Annotated in this window: 12 protein-coding genes and 1 pseudogene; 2 read left to right on the top strand and 11 right to left on the bottom strand. The window is 49.7% G+C overall.

Features of this window, described 5'->3' with window-relative positions; translation table 11 throughout:
• The first annotated feature begins 146 nt into the window (after positions 1-146).
• Complete coding sequence (locus DES37_RS26220) at positions 147-308, top strand: hypothetical protein (protein WP_425451728.1); 162 nt, start codon at positions 147-149, stop codon at positions 306-308.
• A 204-nt stretch (positions 309-512) separates the two neighbouring features.
• The gene (locus DES37_RS19790; RefSeq protein ID WP_036109362.1) at positions 513-1,799 is read left to right on the top strand and encodes a citrate synthase; all 1,287 of its coding nucleotides are present in this window, start codon (positions 513-515) and stop codon (positions 1,797-1,799) included.
• 95 nt (positions 1,800-1,894) lie between these two features.
• Here DES37_RS19790 and DES37_RS19785 read toward each other — a convergent pair whose 3' ends face one another.
• From DES37_RS19785 to DES37_RS25935, 11 genes and pseudogenes are all read right to left on the bottom strand, one after another.
• Positions 1,895-3,280 (bottom strand): VasL domain-containing protein, encoded by a 1,386-nt coding sequence (locus tag DES37_RS19785; protein WP_245930142.1) that lies wholly within the window; start codon positions 3,278-3,280, stop codon positions 1,895-1,897.
• Between the two features lie 30 nt (positions 3,281-3,310).
• Complete coding sequence (gene tssE / locus DES37_RS19780; protein WP_110027470.1) at positions 3,311-3,766, bottom strand: type VI secretion system baseplate subunit TssE; 456 nt, start codon at positions 3,764-3,766, stop codon at positions 3,311-3,313.
• 3 nt (positions 3,767-3,769) lie between these two features.
• On the bottom strand, positions 3,770-4,315 hold the full coding sequence (gene tssJ, locus DES37_RS19775) for a type VI secretion system lipoprotein TssJ (RefSeq protein ID WP_110027468.1): 546 nt from the start codon (positions 4,313-4,315) through the stop codon (positions 3,770-3,772).
• Positions 4,293-5,378 carry a type VI secretion system baseplate subunit TssG gene (gene tssG, locus DES37_RS19770; RefSeq protein WP_110027466.1) on the bottom strand — a complete coding sequence of 362 codons (1,086 nt, stop codon included), beginning with the start codon at positions 5,376-5,378 and terminating at the stop codon, positions 4,293-4,295. Before tssG ends, tssJ begins: the two co-directional genes overlap by 23 nt.
• A complete protein-coding gene (tssF, locus tag DES37_RS19765) occupies positions 5,342-7,096 on the bottom strand; it encodes a type VI secretion system baseplate subunit TssF (RefSeq protein ID WP_110027465.1) in 1,755 nt (584 codons plus the stop codon). The genes tssG and tssF overlap by 37 nt, the downstream gene beginning before the upstream one ends.
• A 258-nt stretch (positions 7,097-7,354) precedes the next feature.
• Complete coding sequence (locus DES37_RS19760) at positions 7,355-7,630, bottom strand: PAAR domain-containing protein (protein WP_110027464.1); 276 nt, start codon at positions 7,628-7,630, stop codon at positions 7,355-7,357.
• Positions 7,631-7,664: 34 nt separating this feature from the next.
• A complete protein-coding gene (gene tssA, locus DES37_RS19755; protein ID WP_110027462.1) occupies positions 7,665-9,260 on the bottom strand; it encodes a type VI secretion system protein TssA in 1,596 nt (531 codons plus the stop codon).
• Positions 9,257-12,700: an ImcF-related family protein gene (locus tag DES37_RS19750; protein ID WP_110027461.1), complete on the bottom strand. Its 3,444-nt coding sequence runs from the start codon at positions 12,698-12,700 to the stop codon at positions 9,257-9,259. Before DES37_RS19750 ends, tssA begins: the two co-directional genes overlap by 4 nt.
• Positions 12,700-13,920 carry a hypothetical protein gene (locus DES37_RS19745; protein WP_110027459.1) on the bottom strand — a complete coding sequence of 407 codons (1,221 nt, stop codon included), beginning with the start codon at positions 13,918-13,920 and terminating at the stop codon, positions 12,700-12,702. The genes DES37_RS19750 and DES37_RS19745 overlap by 1 nt, the downstream gene beginning before the upstream one ends.
• 114 nt (positions 13,921-14,034) lie before the next feature.
• Positions 14,035-14,457, bottom strand: coding sequence for a DUF6708 domain-containing protein (locus DES37_RS25940; RefSeq protein WP_342768401.1), 423 nt, complete (start codon positions 14,455-14,457; stop codon positions 14,035-14,037).
• A pseudogene (locus DES37_RS25935) lies at positions 14,396-14,731 on the bottom strand (hypothetical protein); the annotation flags it as partial. The pseudogene DES37_RS25935 and the gene DES37_RS25940, both read right to left, overlap by 62 nt.

Raw genomic sequence — 14,731 nt, 5'->3', positions numbered from 1 at the left:
GGGAGCAGTGTGTTCCGGAGACCTGGCGGCAGTATAGGATGTTCACAATATCATTACAATTAACCTACAAATAGTTTGTGTGTTTTTGGCTGGAACAGTGAACACGATCACGATAACAACAATTTTTTAATTTTTAATTATCTGATTTGACAAAAATTAAACATTATTGTTACATCCATCACCGAAAACGCCGTATAATTCGCAAAAGTTATAGGGTCACTCTTTCACCTGAGAATAAGTTATGTAACAGTGTGTCGGTATTGACCGCAGTAGTCAGGACAGTTATTAGTGATATAAAGATTTTATGATACTGACTGCTAACACCCTGATTTGCTGTTGTTTCACCACGGTCTGAATGGTTACCTGCAAGCGCCCATCGCTCTGTACCCTGGTCATATCCTCTAAAAACAGAGACGAGAGCTGATATAACAAACTGGTAAACTTCAACCTGGCCATGAAAGCAAACTGGTAAAGCCGCAGTCTTACGCAATAAGGCGCTAAGGAGACCGTAAATGGCTGATAAAAAAGCAAACCTAACCCTCGAAGGGGGCTCTGTCGCTGAGCTGGACGTGCTACAAGGCACCCTGGGCCAGGATGTTATCGATATCCGTAGCCTTGGTTCAAAAGGGGTTTTTACTTTTGACCCTGGATTCACCTCAACCGCATCCTGTGAATCTAAAATAACCTTTATTGATGGTGATGAAGGTATTTTGCTCCACCGCGGTTTCCCCATCGACCAGTTGGCAACTAACTCCAACTATCTCGAAGTCTGTTATATCCTGCTGTATGGTGAAAAACCCACCCAGGAACAATATGATGAGTTCAAAACGATTGTAACGCGTCATACCATGATCCATGAGCAGATTACTCGCCTGTTCCATGGTTTCCGCCGTGACTCCCACCCGATGGCCGTCATGTGCGGGGTAACAGGTGCGCTGGCTGCGTTTTACCATGACTCACTGGATGTGAATATTCCTCGTCACCGTGAAATCGCGGCTTTCCGCCTGTTGTCCAAAATGCCAACCGTGGCGGCGATGTGTTACAAGTACTCCATTGGGCAGCCTTTCGTTTACCCACGAAATGACCTCTCCTATGCCGGTAACTTCCTGCATATGATGTTCGCAACACCGTGTGAAACTTATGAAGTTAACCCGGTGCTGGAACGCGCAATGGACCGTATTCTGATTCTGCATGCGGACCATGAGCAGAACGCCTCAACGTCAACCGTACGTACTGCAGGCTCTTCTGGTGCCAACCCCTTCGCCTGTATTGCAGCGGGTATCGCCTCACTTTGGGGGCCTGCTCACGGTGGTGCGAACGAAGCCTGCCTGAAGATGCTTGAAGAAATTAGCGCGAAAGAACACATTCCGGAATTTGTGCGCCGTGCGAAAGATAAGAATGACTCTTTCCGCCTGATGGGCTTTGGGCATCGTGTTTATAAAAACTACGATCCGCGCGCCACTGTAATGCGTGAAACCTGCCATGAAGTGCTTAAAGAGCTGGGTATGAAAGATGACCTGCTGGAAGTGGCAATGGAACTGGAACACATCGCGCTGAACGACCCGTACTTCATTGAACGTAAGCTGTACCCGAACGTTGACTTCTATTCGGGCATTATCCTCAAAGCAATGGGGATTCCGTCTTCAATGTTTACGGTAATTTTCGCAATGGCACGTACCGTTGGCTGGATTGCTCACTGGAGTGAAATGCACGCAGAAGGGTTGAAAATTGCCCGTCCGCGCCAGCTGTATACCGGCTACACCAAGCGTGATTTTACCTCAGATTTGTCATCCCACTAAGTTGTTGGCAACAAAAACAAAGCCCCGGTACAGGGGCTTTGTTTTTTGTATAACCGGTTGTTAAGGTTATTGCCTGTCACTACAACCTCACTCCGTTATTGTTTCCCACTTGTTCCGGTAACCGGGCTTCCCAGGTGCATGTTTATCAGGCTATAGCGGTAAAGCAGTTGCCTGATATGCAGTTCGGTCTGTAACTGCAAAGCACCATGCTGGGTGCCGGAATCACCTGCCTGCGCCAACTGGCGCAGCCGCTCTTCAGTGGGTAAATGCATGCGGAACGCCTCGGTTATAGCGAAAACCTGCGACTTCAGCTCACTGACCGTCATGTACTTGCCGCGCTTCTCATCCAGAGCATTGAGCTGGTCAGCCAGGTGTTGCAGTTTTACCATTCCGTCCTGCCAGTTGGTTAGGTGGGGTAAAGGTAAAGCCTTCGCTTCTGCCTGTTGCTGCCATTCGCGTGTCATTGGCTCGACAACAGTATTGTAGGGCAACAAAAAGGCGGCCTGTGACAGTAACTGCCGGGCATACTGATGTTGCCAGCCCGGAGCCAGCGTTGCCAGCCAGTCGAGTTGTTCACGGGTTTGTTTGAGGAGCATTTCACTGCCATGCGATTTTGCGCCTACATGCTGGCTCAGTGCCATACGTTTGTCTTCAGGAACGATGCCGGGTAACGGTGCCAAAGATGCGTTTAACTGAGCCAGGCCTGTGGGCGGTGTATTCAGATAATGCCATCCCCAGCTAACCGCACTACTCAACAATAGTGCAGTGCATGCACCACTTAAAAACAGCCATACGCTATGGCGCTTTACTTTCCCCGGTGCGGGCTGCACATCAACATCCACTACCGGCTCGTGGGGAACAATGTAAACCAGACGTTCTCTGGCCGGGCGCAGAGGTTCAGCAAACTGCGTCACTGCCTGGGCAGGCAACACAATATCCGGCGCAAATTGCTCGCCACGCGGCATATTCTCCAGCCGGGTAATCGCTTGTTTTATCTGTTGCCCAAGCGCAGCAAGCTGGCTGGTTTGCCTGAGTTCATGGCGGCCCAGTGTCTCGCCCAGTTCATCCAGACCTTGTTGCGCCCGGTAGAGTTCAGCAAGGTCATCGGGAGACTGGCGAACCTGAGTACGGAAGACTGCCTGCAGGCGCTGATTAAGGCCGGTTACTATTTCCATACGGGCATGCACACTGGCAGGCCACATCACTGACCATTGGTGCGCGGCCAGTGCATTAATCAAAGCCAGCCCTTCGTTCATGCCAGCCAGGCCAGCAACGTGCATACGCGCAAGGGTGTACCATGCCGCACTCTGTAATTCGACTCCATTATGTTCAAATAACCGCAGGCAGAGCATTTCTGCCGATTGCCAGTTCACATCAGGCCGTGCTGGATGGGTGAGCTTCAGCATTTCATCACGCAAAGCAATATAGTCAGGCAGTGAGCGTGGGTCGCTGCCTGTACGAAGGTGTTTTCGGGTATTCACAGGTACTGTTCCCTCAGTGGTGAGATAAACTTATAAACCAGATGAGTTGTTGATGAACCGCTGTTGTTTCAAATGCCTGAGCAACACCTTGCCCTCTGGCATAAACTGGGTGCCATAGCGCACCAGACCAATATCTTTCAGTTCGGCATCAATGGCGTAGCACAGTTCCCCTGCCTGCACCTGAGCCAGCATAACAACGGTTATCTTTTTCAGGCGGGGTTCATATTTGAGCAAAACTGCTGAGAGGGTACTCATTAACTGGTGGGCGGTTCCTGGCATGCCCTGCAGAATGGTTGCCATATCGGGTAACCCATAATCCGGTAAGTGTGCCAGTGTGCCTGCCCGGCAATTCAGGATACGTTGCATGTTGTCCAGTACCGATAAAATAACCAGGTTTTCTTCACTCACCTGGTGCAGGTCAAAACCACCAGTAAAATTACCGCTGAGCACTTCATAAAGAGATGGGGAATGATGTTGCTTTTGCATCAATCACTCCTCCTTAGCGGGCAATAACCGCAGGCTGTTCGCACCCAACTCAATGATGCGCGCATTATTTACGAAAAGAGATTCACGCTTGATGATGAGTTTCCAGTGGTTATTTTTGCGATCTGGTTCACGAAACAGACCGGCAATTCCCACAAATTTTGCTCCGGCTTCCAGCGGCATATCCAGCATAGCATCTCCGCCCGGCTTAACCACGACATCCCGGGTTGCCAGTAAATCCTCTTTAAGGCTGTTTTCACCATCACGCAGTAATTGTTCATAAACTATCTTTTCAAACGCCTGGCTGGCTTTAAGTTGATAAACCCGCACAACGACAGGCTCTGAAAGTGAATTCATCTCTCGTGAATCTGTGTTCAGGGCTTCGCGAGCCGTAAAATCCAGATGCAGTACTTTGATTTGTTTGTAGAAAACCGAGTTAAATGCAGATTTACTTCCCTCTGCCACACTTTGCGTTAAACCACACCCGGTAAGGCTGAATGCAACAAAGGGCACAAGCCAAAAAGTTATATTACGAAAATTGATACCTGACACGTCGACTTCCCTCTCGTTGTGGTGCGGGTTGCAGGCCTGAGTAATAGCCCAAAGTGGTGGTAAAAGTTGGCGGAATATCTGCAGCTAAAACTTCGCCTTCAGCGCCCAGAACACCATTAATTCCCAACCATAATGGCGACTCTCCCAACGGGCGCATACTCAATGCTTCTGTGCACACTGTCAGGAGAATTTTGGCTTTAAAACGCCACCCAAGGTATACGCGCAGCATAACCAGAAAATCCTGATACAGCTGCCCATCCGGCCTCCAGCCCTGCGCTTCCTGGTGATTCCCGGTGCGCAGTGTTATCAACAACTGGCTGGAAGCGTCCATGACTTCATCACCTAATGGCATATTGCCATCCAGTAACATATCCTCTTCGCCATAAAAGCCGGACGGATGGCTGATTACCACCGGACGCAGGCAATAAGGGCTAACTTGTGCAGCTGTTTCAGGTGCCAGCAACGTAACCAGTGCCTGTATTCCCTCCTGTGTTTTTCCAGGCTGGCGCAGAATGCCCAACAGCGCTAAAAAACGCGATACGGGTGTGCCAATATGCTTCGCCATACCGGGTATACCTAACCCCACCAAACCCAGTAACGACTGTGAAATATTGTCGGTTCCACCAGGCTCGAAAGTGGTCGGATACGAATATTTACGCCAGATGCGGTAAAACTGGGTGAGGATACGGTGGTTGAAGATATCCAGAAACCCTTGTAGTGCTTCGTGCCCTTCACGTTTTTGCGTGATGTCGTCGAGATACGCGGTTGGCAGTGGCGAATCTACGCCATACAGGCCCATAAATGTAGTACGGATAACCGGTGGGTTTTGGCTGCCCTCTTCATCATATTCAACACGTTTTAGTTCACTTACCGGAAACCCCATACCAGGATGAGGGCAAAAACGCACCGGGTCATCGGCGGGATGGCTGGTTGAGCCTAATGGTGGGTTGCCCGGCTGTTTTTTCTCCAGTAACTGGCAAAAACGGTAAAAGTTTATCCGGTGAAGTTCTGCTTCCAGACGCGGGCTCAGCCTGGAATATGACGGCTGCGTTTCTCTTCCCATTCCAGTCGTTCTCCGGTTGGTTGCAAGGTGATTACCAGGCGATTAAACAGATAGATGTCGGTATACAAGGCAAAGAAACGGCTTAACATTTCGCCAAACAGGCAGATGTCCCCTCTTCCGGCAAAACCATGGCTGTCGAGTACTACCTCAATTTGCACGCCACGAACCAGGTAACCTTGCTCAAAGCGTTCGGTTTCTGAATGCTTAACATCAATAATCGCTTCCAGCCTGCGCCGGTTCATCTCGCTGTGAGTCCATTCATAAAGCGCCAGCGTGCCGCGTAATACTTCTGCGTCATCCATCATGGATAAGAAGCTGCTGCCAAGGTGGCTGAGAATACGCCAGTGAAAGCGGTCCTGCTCGGGTGGGTAACAAGGGAGCGTAGGTGCACACAGATTAGTTACCGTGATACTGACAGCAGTCGCTCTCATCACGGTATCCAGCACCGTGCTTTGCAACGCCCGGCGTGGCAATTGGCCATTTGTTCCGGTCAATGTAAGGGACAGGCTTTCATCAGCCGGGACAGTATGGTTATCAAAGGCCTCCCCGCCCAGAATCAGCCAGGTATTATGCAAACCAGACGGCCCACGGCGAACCCTGGTATGATAGTAATACTCAGGTGCCTCATGGCACATCATGCCGCCTTTATGGCGGAAGCTTGAGAATGGCACATAGGTATGTGAGCTGGATGAGGTTACCTCATCGACAGCGTAAATTTCTGTATAACCGTCCTGAATCCGCATTGGCGTTAACAGGTATTCCGTTTGCAGAGAATTTATATTGAGCGGGTCTGACTCCAGCCGAAACAAATTAATAACGGGTACACAGTTCAGGCGTATGTGTTTTTCGCTAAAGCTGAAATCATGCTCCCAGCGCCGGGCCAGGAGAACCTCAACCTCAAACCATTGCAAATTTGGCGGGAAGTTAACGGTTTCCAGGCCACGCAGGCTGGTGAACATAAACTTTTCACGGAAGGTAAAATATTCCAGTAATAACTGATAACCACTAAAACTGCTGTGGCTCTTTGGCCACAGGTTGTCGTCATCATCAAAACCGTAAGCAGTAAAATAACCGCCAAATTCACGGGGTTCACTGCCATCTGATAACTGTAACCACATTCGGCCAGCATTCATGGTAAATGCCTCGTGCATTGCACAGGCCAGCGGGGCATCTGCATTAAAATAAAGGGGGAGTTCACTCAGATTAATATGACTCCAGTCTGCAAGGTTACTGCAACTGAAACGGAAATTAATTACTGAACACCCATTCTGATTAGTTTTCAAAGAGACCTTTTCCAGCGAAAGTGGGTACAGGCCAAGTTCGCGGGTAGTGGTGTAGCAGCACTGAGTTCCCTTTTCGCCTATTGGCCGGGAAAGCACTTCAAAACCTTTACGAATTTGGTGCCTTTCCTTCATTTCGCGCCAGTCAGGTGAAAACTCGACGATAGATAGCGAAGGAATAGTGCGCAAATAGTGAGGCCACAACAGGCTGACCAGCCCTTCTGTCAGTTCAGGCAGGTCATCATCCAGTTTTTCCCGCAACCGCCCCATTAAAAATGCGAACCCTTCAAACAACCGTTCAACATACGGATCACGGGCACCGGATTTATCAAGATTAAGCATGGCCGCCCGGTCCGGGTAAGCCCGGGCAAATTCTTCACCTGCTTCTTGCAGGTAACGCATTTCAGCGTCGTAATAACGCAGAGTTAAATCATCCATAATATTTTCTACTTGGGTAATAATTGTAAGTTTTCACTAACTATTTTTTGTTTGTGAAATATAAAAAAACTAACTTGCAACACTCACAGGGATGGAAAAAATCACCACATATAATTTAAAAAAAGAAAAAGCGATTATTAGTTTCAATTAAAACAATAATCACCTTCACAAAAAATAAATTTAATTTATTTTAGCCGTAAATATCACAGCAATTGAATTGCCATAAAATAACACCACAGCGCACAGCAATACTCTGATTCACTCATAAGTATCCAGCGGGAGTGAAGGAATGAACCGAGCTTTACACGGGCAGGTACTGATACTTTCAAGAGTACCCGCCAGCTTTCGCCCATGCAGCGTGTCAGTTAATATTCCCCCCTGAATCACATAAATAAAAGGAGTCAGACCACAAGAGACCTTATCGCCCTCACACGCAACCGGCATACCAAGTAACTGGTGATCCACTGCCCCTTCAATAATCCTTCCACCGCAGGTAGTCTTGTCGCCCATTACCAGATAATGGCCTCTGGCCATAACTCATCCCTCTTTCAATTAATTGCATGTGTATTCAGTTACACAATACCGCAGCCCGGGCAGGATCCAGCGCAATCAACCCGGATAACAGCGTGTCCATTTCTGCCTGAAGGCGCAGTTTATCTGCCTCATTACGCCCGGCTTTTGCCCGGAGTAACCTTACCCAGCGGGCTTTCACTTCAAACATAAGTTCAGGTATCCAGTGGTCAAGGGTGAGAGCGCTGGCACGGTTATCCAGGTCACTTAACAAATGCAGTGCCAGTTCATTTTTATTGTACTGTTCGGCTACCCTTGCCATCAGCAGGCGTACCATCCACCGGTCTTTAGCAGAAGAAAAACCCGGGCGGAGTTGCAACCAGTTTAAGGCGGCCTCAACGCCTTCGGTGTCTGCGAGTTGTATCGCTTCTGCTTCGAGTGCCAGTACTGCATCACCGGATAAGTCTGGTGCATTAACCGGTTCTTCTTTCCAGTTGTTACCCTCGCCCAGCACACTGGCGTTGATCCAGCTCAGTGTGACTTCATCTGCAAAAGGAGTGCCGTCGTCAAAGGCCAGGGTTTCCAGCCCGGGAAGCCGGGTTAGCAAGCCCTGAAGGTCACGGCAAATAATGTCGGCCCGGACAGTGTCGTTATCCATTTTGAGCAGGGCTTGCCAGATATACCACTGCACATCAAGCCACAGGTGGTTAACCCCCTGCGCCTGTAAGTTATCTGCACGCTCTAGTAATTCGTTCCAACTTTGCTGAAGATACAGGCGTTTAAGATGTGCCCGGTTATCCGGCTTTGGCGGTACCAGGCGTGTGCGGCCGGCTGAATCCAGTGGAGGTAAGGTTGCCAGCGTATCCCAACGGATACTCTTTATCAGGTGATGCCCTGCAAGCCAGCCACCGGGCTGATCACGCAGGTATGCTGCCAGCACTTTAGCCTGATCAAGCAGATCCCGCCCCGAAGAGACCGAAGACATAACAGGTGCTGAAGATCTCGTGGCAGGCCTGCCATTATTCTCTTCACGGCTGTTCTGCGGCACAAGACTACTGGCTCCCCCGCTTTGTTCAAGGCGCTGGTTTAACCCCTGGTATAGAGGTGCCAGCTCCGGCCGGGACGGCGCATCTAACTGCACAATTGCCTGTTCCACTAACAATAAAGCGCCAGTAATACGTGGCATCACAGCCATATCAACTTCGGGGTACAGCAACAGGCTGTCCATAACCTTGCGGCTGGTTAACCATTCAAGTGCCGATTTCCGGGTGCGTTCGCGCAAAGGATGCAGACGGGTGCCATATTTTTCAAGCATACCCGCAAGCAATTCAAGCCCTTCAGCAAGGCCTGTTTCTCCATCCTGATGCAGGCGCGCCCAAACATAAAAGGTGATAACACGCAGATCTTTACTGGTAGTAGTAAGTAGCTTTTCGGCAAGCTGGCAAATCAGGGCGGTGTCTGTGCCGGTGAGTTTGTTAACTTCATCGCGCATCAACTGGAAATCATCGTCATAACCCGAATCGCCCCCAGTCGGGTCGTTTTCATTGATTGGTTGCATCCAGCGTTCCCAGTCAACAATATGCGACTGCGTTTTTGCTCTTAATGTCTTTTCGTCTGTACCACAGGCGGAAATAAGATTCTGGAGGTTACTCATTCTTCAGTTCCTTGCATCACTACGCTGTTGCTGGCGACAGGGGCGTTTGGGCTGGAGATATGCGGTTCCACAATAAATATTTTTTCTGGCAACCGGAAACCCCGCAGGGCTAACAAAGCCAGCGGACCTTTCCCCAGTTGTGAACGTAATACCCACTCCAGCTCCCGGCCATCCGGTGCTGTGAAACTCATCATCCACTCACTGCGACTAAGAGGCTTGCTGGTTCCCTGTTCCAGCCAACGGACAAGCCCCCAGGTGCCGGTGTAATCACCAAACAGACGAGTGCCAGCCCGGGTTGATGCCCATGTCAGCATCAGCCCGGGCTGGTATGTTTCACCCGGCCAACGGAAAGTATGCCAGTCGGCCATTTGGTTAAAATAGTGCAGTTGCTGGCCATCAATGGTCAGGCGAGTTTCCACCACTTCTGGTGCCGGGCGCGCCTGGAGTTCAAAGCGAATACCTTGCTGGCCATCGGTAAACAGGATCTCTGCTAACTGGCTCAGTTGGTTTACTGCTTCCAGAAAAGCCGGGTCAAATGTCAGACCCTGGCTGTTAGCGCTATCTGGAACCCACCGGCTGCCCTCCTTGTGCAAGACACCTCCCAGTTGTGTGGACAAGAAACGGTCAATCCGCCCATTGTCAGCGCGAATGAATTCAGCCAGCATTGGCAGTGACACCTCACTCTTGCTGTCTGCCAGTGGGTAACGCCCACCAAAAGCAGTCTGCCAGTCAGCCACCACAGAGCGTTTCCAGTGGCCATTCAGGCTGATGGCTGACGGGTGCAGAACCGCTTCCCATGCCCGGGTCAGAGGTTCCACAAAGACAGTTCGGCCAAAACCGCTCCACTCTTCTCCAAGGCTCGCGGCCATCAGGCTGCCATACTGGCGCGTATCTGTCAGATCCACACTTTTTCCCTGAAACACGGTTTGCGCCAGGGACTGCATCATTTCCTGTGGGTCTGGCGCTGCAGCCACTTGTTGCAAACGCAGGCGCACCCGCGTAATACGGGTCAGCCACGTTTGCAGGCTTAAGCTGCTGTCTGCGCTTATCACGCCAGTGCCACCTGAAATGCCAGCCAGCGCCAGTAAAGGACCAAAAGTATCATCCAGTGGCCCTTGTGGTTCGGCGGCAAGCTGGTCTATAACAGGCTGCGGCCCACTGGCCAGGTTTTTAACCGGTCGCAACAACATGCCTGCTAATCCTTCCCCCTGCCGCCCTGTCTGGCCCTGCCAGGCAAGCGTGTTCATCAGGGCAATAACCGGAGACTGGCGGACATCACTTATCAGGGTCAGTTGGTCGGTAACATCGGCAATGGTGTTTGCCGGAGTTAGTTGAAGGCTATTGAGAAAATTCAGCCAGGCTCCGGCGAAATCAGTAAAATACCGTTGTGTTAGCCGGGTTTTCAGGGCTTCCGGTGAGATATCAGCCGAGACACTATTCCGCCCGTCACTCAGAACCCAGTCAATTTCTTCTCGCCTGGCATTCGCCGCGCTGTCAATCGCCTGTGCGACACTATTTTCCCAGGCCTGGCGGGTAAACATTCCCGGAACCACTTCCCGCGTTGAGAATAATCGCCCAACCTCTGTGCCGTTTGTCATGTCTTCCAGCGTGACATCTGCCACATTACGCCGCACAGCCAGCAAAATACCGTTATACAGGTTACTTTCCGCGTTACGCTGCCCCACCTGTTGTAACAGTACCTGGCGGCTCCAGGTCACCAGGGCATTGTCGGGGGTAATTGCCCAGCCAGGCTGAGATGGCAGCAAATCCATCCAGAACGCCCATAAATCTGGAGCCAGTGCCTGCCACAACCCTTGCGACAGGCCGGGCTGTGCTGGTTGTACGCTTGCCATGACTTCGGTAAAAAAAGCGGCATCCACCCGCTCAGGCTGTGACATCATCAGCCAGGCTTTTAGCTGGTCATAGCCGGATTTGGCCAGTGCTGCCCGCTGGCTACTGTCCGGAGGGGTATTCACCAGGGTACGTAATGACTGTGCCAACGCCTGGCTGGCTGGGTCGCGTATCAGGTGGTTATTCGCCCTGCCGTAATAAGGAAGCAGCGCATCCAGCAACGGCTGGCTATGATCCAGACCAAAACGCCAGTACAAAGGCGCGCGCTGCCGGATGTGGTATTGCAAGCGCCCGGCATCGTTGCGCAGGGCATGCAGAGCAGTGAGCTGAGCATCTGATACTGGCGGGTTGACATCCAGGGCGTGAGCACGAGCAGCAACAGTGGAAATATGGTAGTAATTGACTGTTGCTGAAATCAACAGGCCGGTAAACCAGACAGCGCACAGAGCCGCCAGGCTCCACGCAAGTACCGGCTCCCATGGGCGGCCCACCCGAAAACCACGTACCCGCGCACAGCCATTCAACACTCCCTGCCAGGTTGGTGGCAACACCAGCGCATGAGGATGCATTGGGGTAGTCTCCTTGCCACCATTTTTTGCCACAGGCTCAGGCTGGCTGAACATCACCCCTCTCAGTGAAATACGCGATGACGCACCTTGCAGCCAGGGGATCAGTTGGGCCTTCCATTGTGCGCTGCCCCCTTGCCCCAGTTGCCATGCCAGGCGCAGCAAAAAATCATATGACCAGTTACTCCCCACCTGCGACAACCCTTGCTGGCGTAACTGCGGCAACAGTGCATTTAGCTGTGCTTCCACGTCATCCGGCATGGCATTGCGTGGCAGAGTTATTCCCACAGCCTGTGGTTCTCTGCCCTCCTGCGGCCATGCACTGGCGCACAGTTGCCACAGCCAGACTGGGGGCGAATAACGCAGGATCTCACTGATCTTTTCCAGGCTACGCAGGTCTGTGTCACTACGCAGGGGAGTCAGAGACTGTGTGGTGTCCAGCACCCGGATAATGGCATCCAGTGGGCGGAACCGGCGCAGTTTACGCAAGGCATTGAGCTTTTCAGCATCAGGCCGGCTATCCAGATTACCACCGTATATCAGCACGGTGCCGTTGCATTCCAGCCACTGGTTTTCTTTAAGACCTGGGACCAGGCGACTGACAGCACCGTCATCACCGGTAATCAGGAGCAGGCGGACTTTGCGGCGCCAAAATGGCCCGGAGCGATTTCGCAGATAATCACAAATTTCGACATTTATAGAACATGAAGTGTCTGCTGACTTCTCGTTAATGGCTATTGCTATATCATCTCCTGGAGTATTATTTCTCTCAGACAAAAAGTCATCTTTGCCTCTTTTATAAAAAATTATAAACATTAAGATACTGACAACAGAAAATATGATGATACTTACTCTGACATTACTTTCCCAACTATGCCACGAAGGTGTATCACGAATAACACCCAGCCAAGCCGAATAAAAAAGAACAATATAATAGAGTATACTTCCAGCAAGTAAGGCACTGATTACCACAAACCAATAAAGCCTGTTATTTTCCTTGAACCATTTTGTTATTTTTCCCATTACGTACTGTCCTTAGTAATAAAACATGGTGAGATAACCATTCCCCAGATATTCGCAGAAGCACTTTCCTGTATAATTAAAAAATGATATTCAGGCTTTTGATTCACCGATTGCGTTGCTGCAGCAATAGCCAGACTCATACTGGCCTTACCGGGTCCACCTATGAAATCACTAAAATTGTGAATGCCTTTTTTCCGGTCAATCTCTGTTAAAAGCTCGTTCTCAAGTGAGTGCATCAGGACCTGACACTCATCGGTTCCCCCTAAAACACCGCTGATCCAAAGGTGTTTAAGTTTATCTGCATTAACAGGCACCCAATCTAATGCCTGAGTGATCATATTATTTTGATAATCTGTGTTTTTTAATACAAGTTCAGGTCTGTGGATAATCGCCAGTGGATGTATTTTTTGTTGCGTGAGTCTATTACCTAATAATATACCGCTGATTACTTCAGCAGACATTGCCGTATGTTCAGGCACGTACTGTAATCCAATAATCAGTAATACCGCTTTGCTGCGAATGTTATTATCAAGCCAGTCATCAATTACCTTAGGACCAGACCCATTAATAGATGTATAAGATTGCTGTATACCCACTGCTTGCCAGGCCTGTGACCATAAGTTATCAAGTTTATCATCTGCTATTGATGATGATGCTTCAAATAACAACATAACAGGATTACTTCCAGGCAACTGAGAGAGGGGAATGGCTATTTTTTTTGCCAACTCAGCAAATAATACACTGATATGATGTTCTTCATCTCTTCCTTCAGACCTGGCTAACTGGCTTAAACGAATATTATCTTCCCCTCGCCATGAACACTGAGGGAAAAGTACGTTCTCATTATTCAGAAGATTGTTGATTGCTGGTGTAAATGGTGTATCTATAAATGAATGAGCGGTACAATACTCAGCCGCCAGGATTTGTAATGATCTGCGCCCACGGCGAACCTCCTGGAGAATAACCGCCTCTCTCTGCTTGTCCCATGCATTAGCAGATACATGCTTTAATGAGAAGACAAAAAACACGAAATAAAAACCAGAAAAAACAAAAAACGCAGGTACTAAAATAAAATAAAAACTACCCACAAGGTTCGTAAAGAAATACAAAATAAAAACATACACAATCACCAGAAAAGAAAACAAAACAAGCCATCTTTTAATTTCTGGCATTTTGGGTCGACAACTCACATCAGGTATTTTTTTCAAATCAACAGGCATAGTTTCATCTTAAATTGAGTAAACAAAAACACTCGACTAAGTGGTACATTTAAAGAAACAATTCAAATACAGCAAACACCATATAAAATGATGCACATCACACATAAAAGTGAGCTACACCTGTGATATCGTGGTGGATTCCCGCTCCATGGCTTCCGGCCAGGCATCGGCCTTACGGGGTTGCCAGAAGTCCGGGGTTCCCGCTTCGCGCGGCGGTGGCAGTTCATCGTCGTGCTGCATATACATACACAGGTAACTCCAGATTTGGTTCAGTTGCTCCCGCTCCCCCCACTCTTTCGCCAGCACAAAACGTTCCACCACCTGGTGGGTGCCGGGTTCACACAACGCCCCATACAGGTGGTAGCCACGGATACCCGGGGTGCTTTCAAAATGGACTTCTCCGTGGATATCTGCCCAGTTATACACACTGATACGGGTTATGGCTTTCCGCCAGGGCTGCCAGGGCTGTTTATAGTTATACACATAGAGTTTTTGCCGCTTGCGATTCAGGCGTATTGGCTGGCTGCGAGGCTCTATAAAGTAGGTTGTAAGGCCGTATTTTATTAATATGGAAAATGCAATGAGAGGTAAAGGAATCAATATATAAAACTCCATATAAATTCCTGTAACAATCATAAAAAACATTAAAAAAACAGACAATATTACTGAAAAAATAACCCCCCCCCCACATCACCTCAATCCGGTAACGGGGCACCTCCAGGTAAATATCATTCCGCTCTGTCAGCCAGCGCAGTTGCGGCGGCACCAGCTGGGGCTCATGGTTTTCCGGCAGGTCTTCACACCAGTTATT

The organism is Mangrovibacter plantisponsor, from assembly GCF_003182475.1.
GTDB classification, from domain to species: Bacteria; Pseudomonadota; Gammaproteobacteria; order Enterobacterales; family Enterobacteriaceae; genus Mangrovibacter; species Mangrovibacter plantisponsor.
Note: the sequence above shows the minus strand (reverse complement) of the source record. Positions and strands in the feature narration are given on the sequence as shown.

Bases quoted from the DNA above. Each gene is read 5' to 3' on its own strand.
- DES37_RS19790 (WP_036109362.1), top strand. From the start codon at position 513: ATGGCTGATAAAAAAGCAAACCTAACCCTCGAAGGGGGCTCTGTCGCT.
- tssE (WP_110027470.1), bottom strand. From the start codon at position 3,766: ATGCAAAAGCAACATCATTCCCCATCTCTTTATGAAGTGCTCAGCGGT.
- tssG (WP_110027466.1), bottom strand. From the start codon at position 5,378: ATGGGAAGAGAAACGCAGCCGTCATATTCCAGGCTGAGCCCGCGTCTG.
- tssF (WP_110027465.1), bottom strand. From the start codon at position 7,096: ATGGATGATTTAACTCTGCGTTATTACGACGCTGAAATGCGTTACCTG.
- DES37_RS19760 (WP_110027464.1), bottom strand. From the start codon at position 7,630: ATGGCCAGAGGCCATTATCTGGTAATGGGCGACAAGACTACCTGCGGT.
- tssA (WP_110027462.1), bottom strand. From the start codon at position 9,260: ATGAGTAACCTCCAGAATCTTATTTCCGCCTGTGGTACAGACGAAAAG.
- DES37_RS19750 (WP_110027461.1), bottom strand. From the start codon at position 12,700: ATGGGAAAAATAACAAAATGGTTCAAGGAAAATAACAGGCTTTATTGG.
- DES37_RS19745 (WP_110027459.1), bottom strand. From the start codon at position 13,920: ATGCCTGTTGATTTGAAAAAAATACCTGATGTGAGTTGTCGACCCAAA.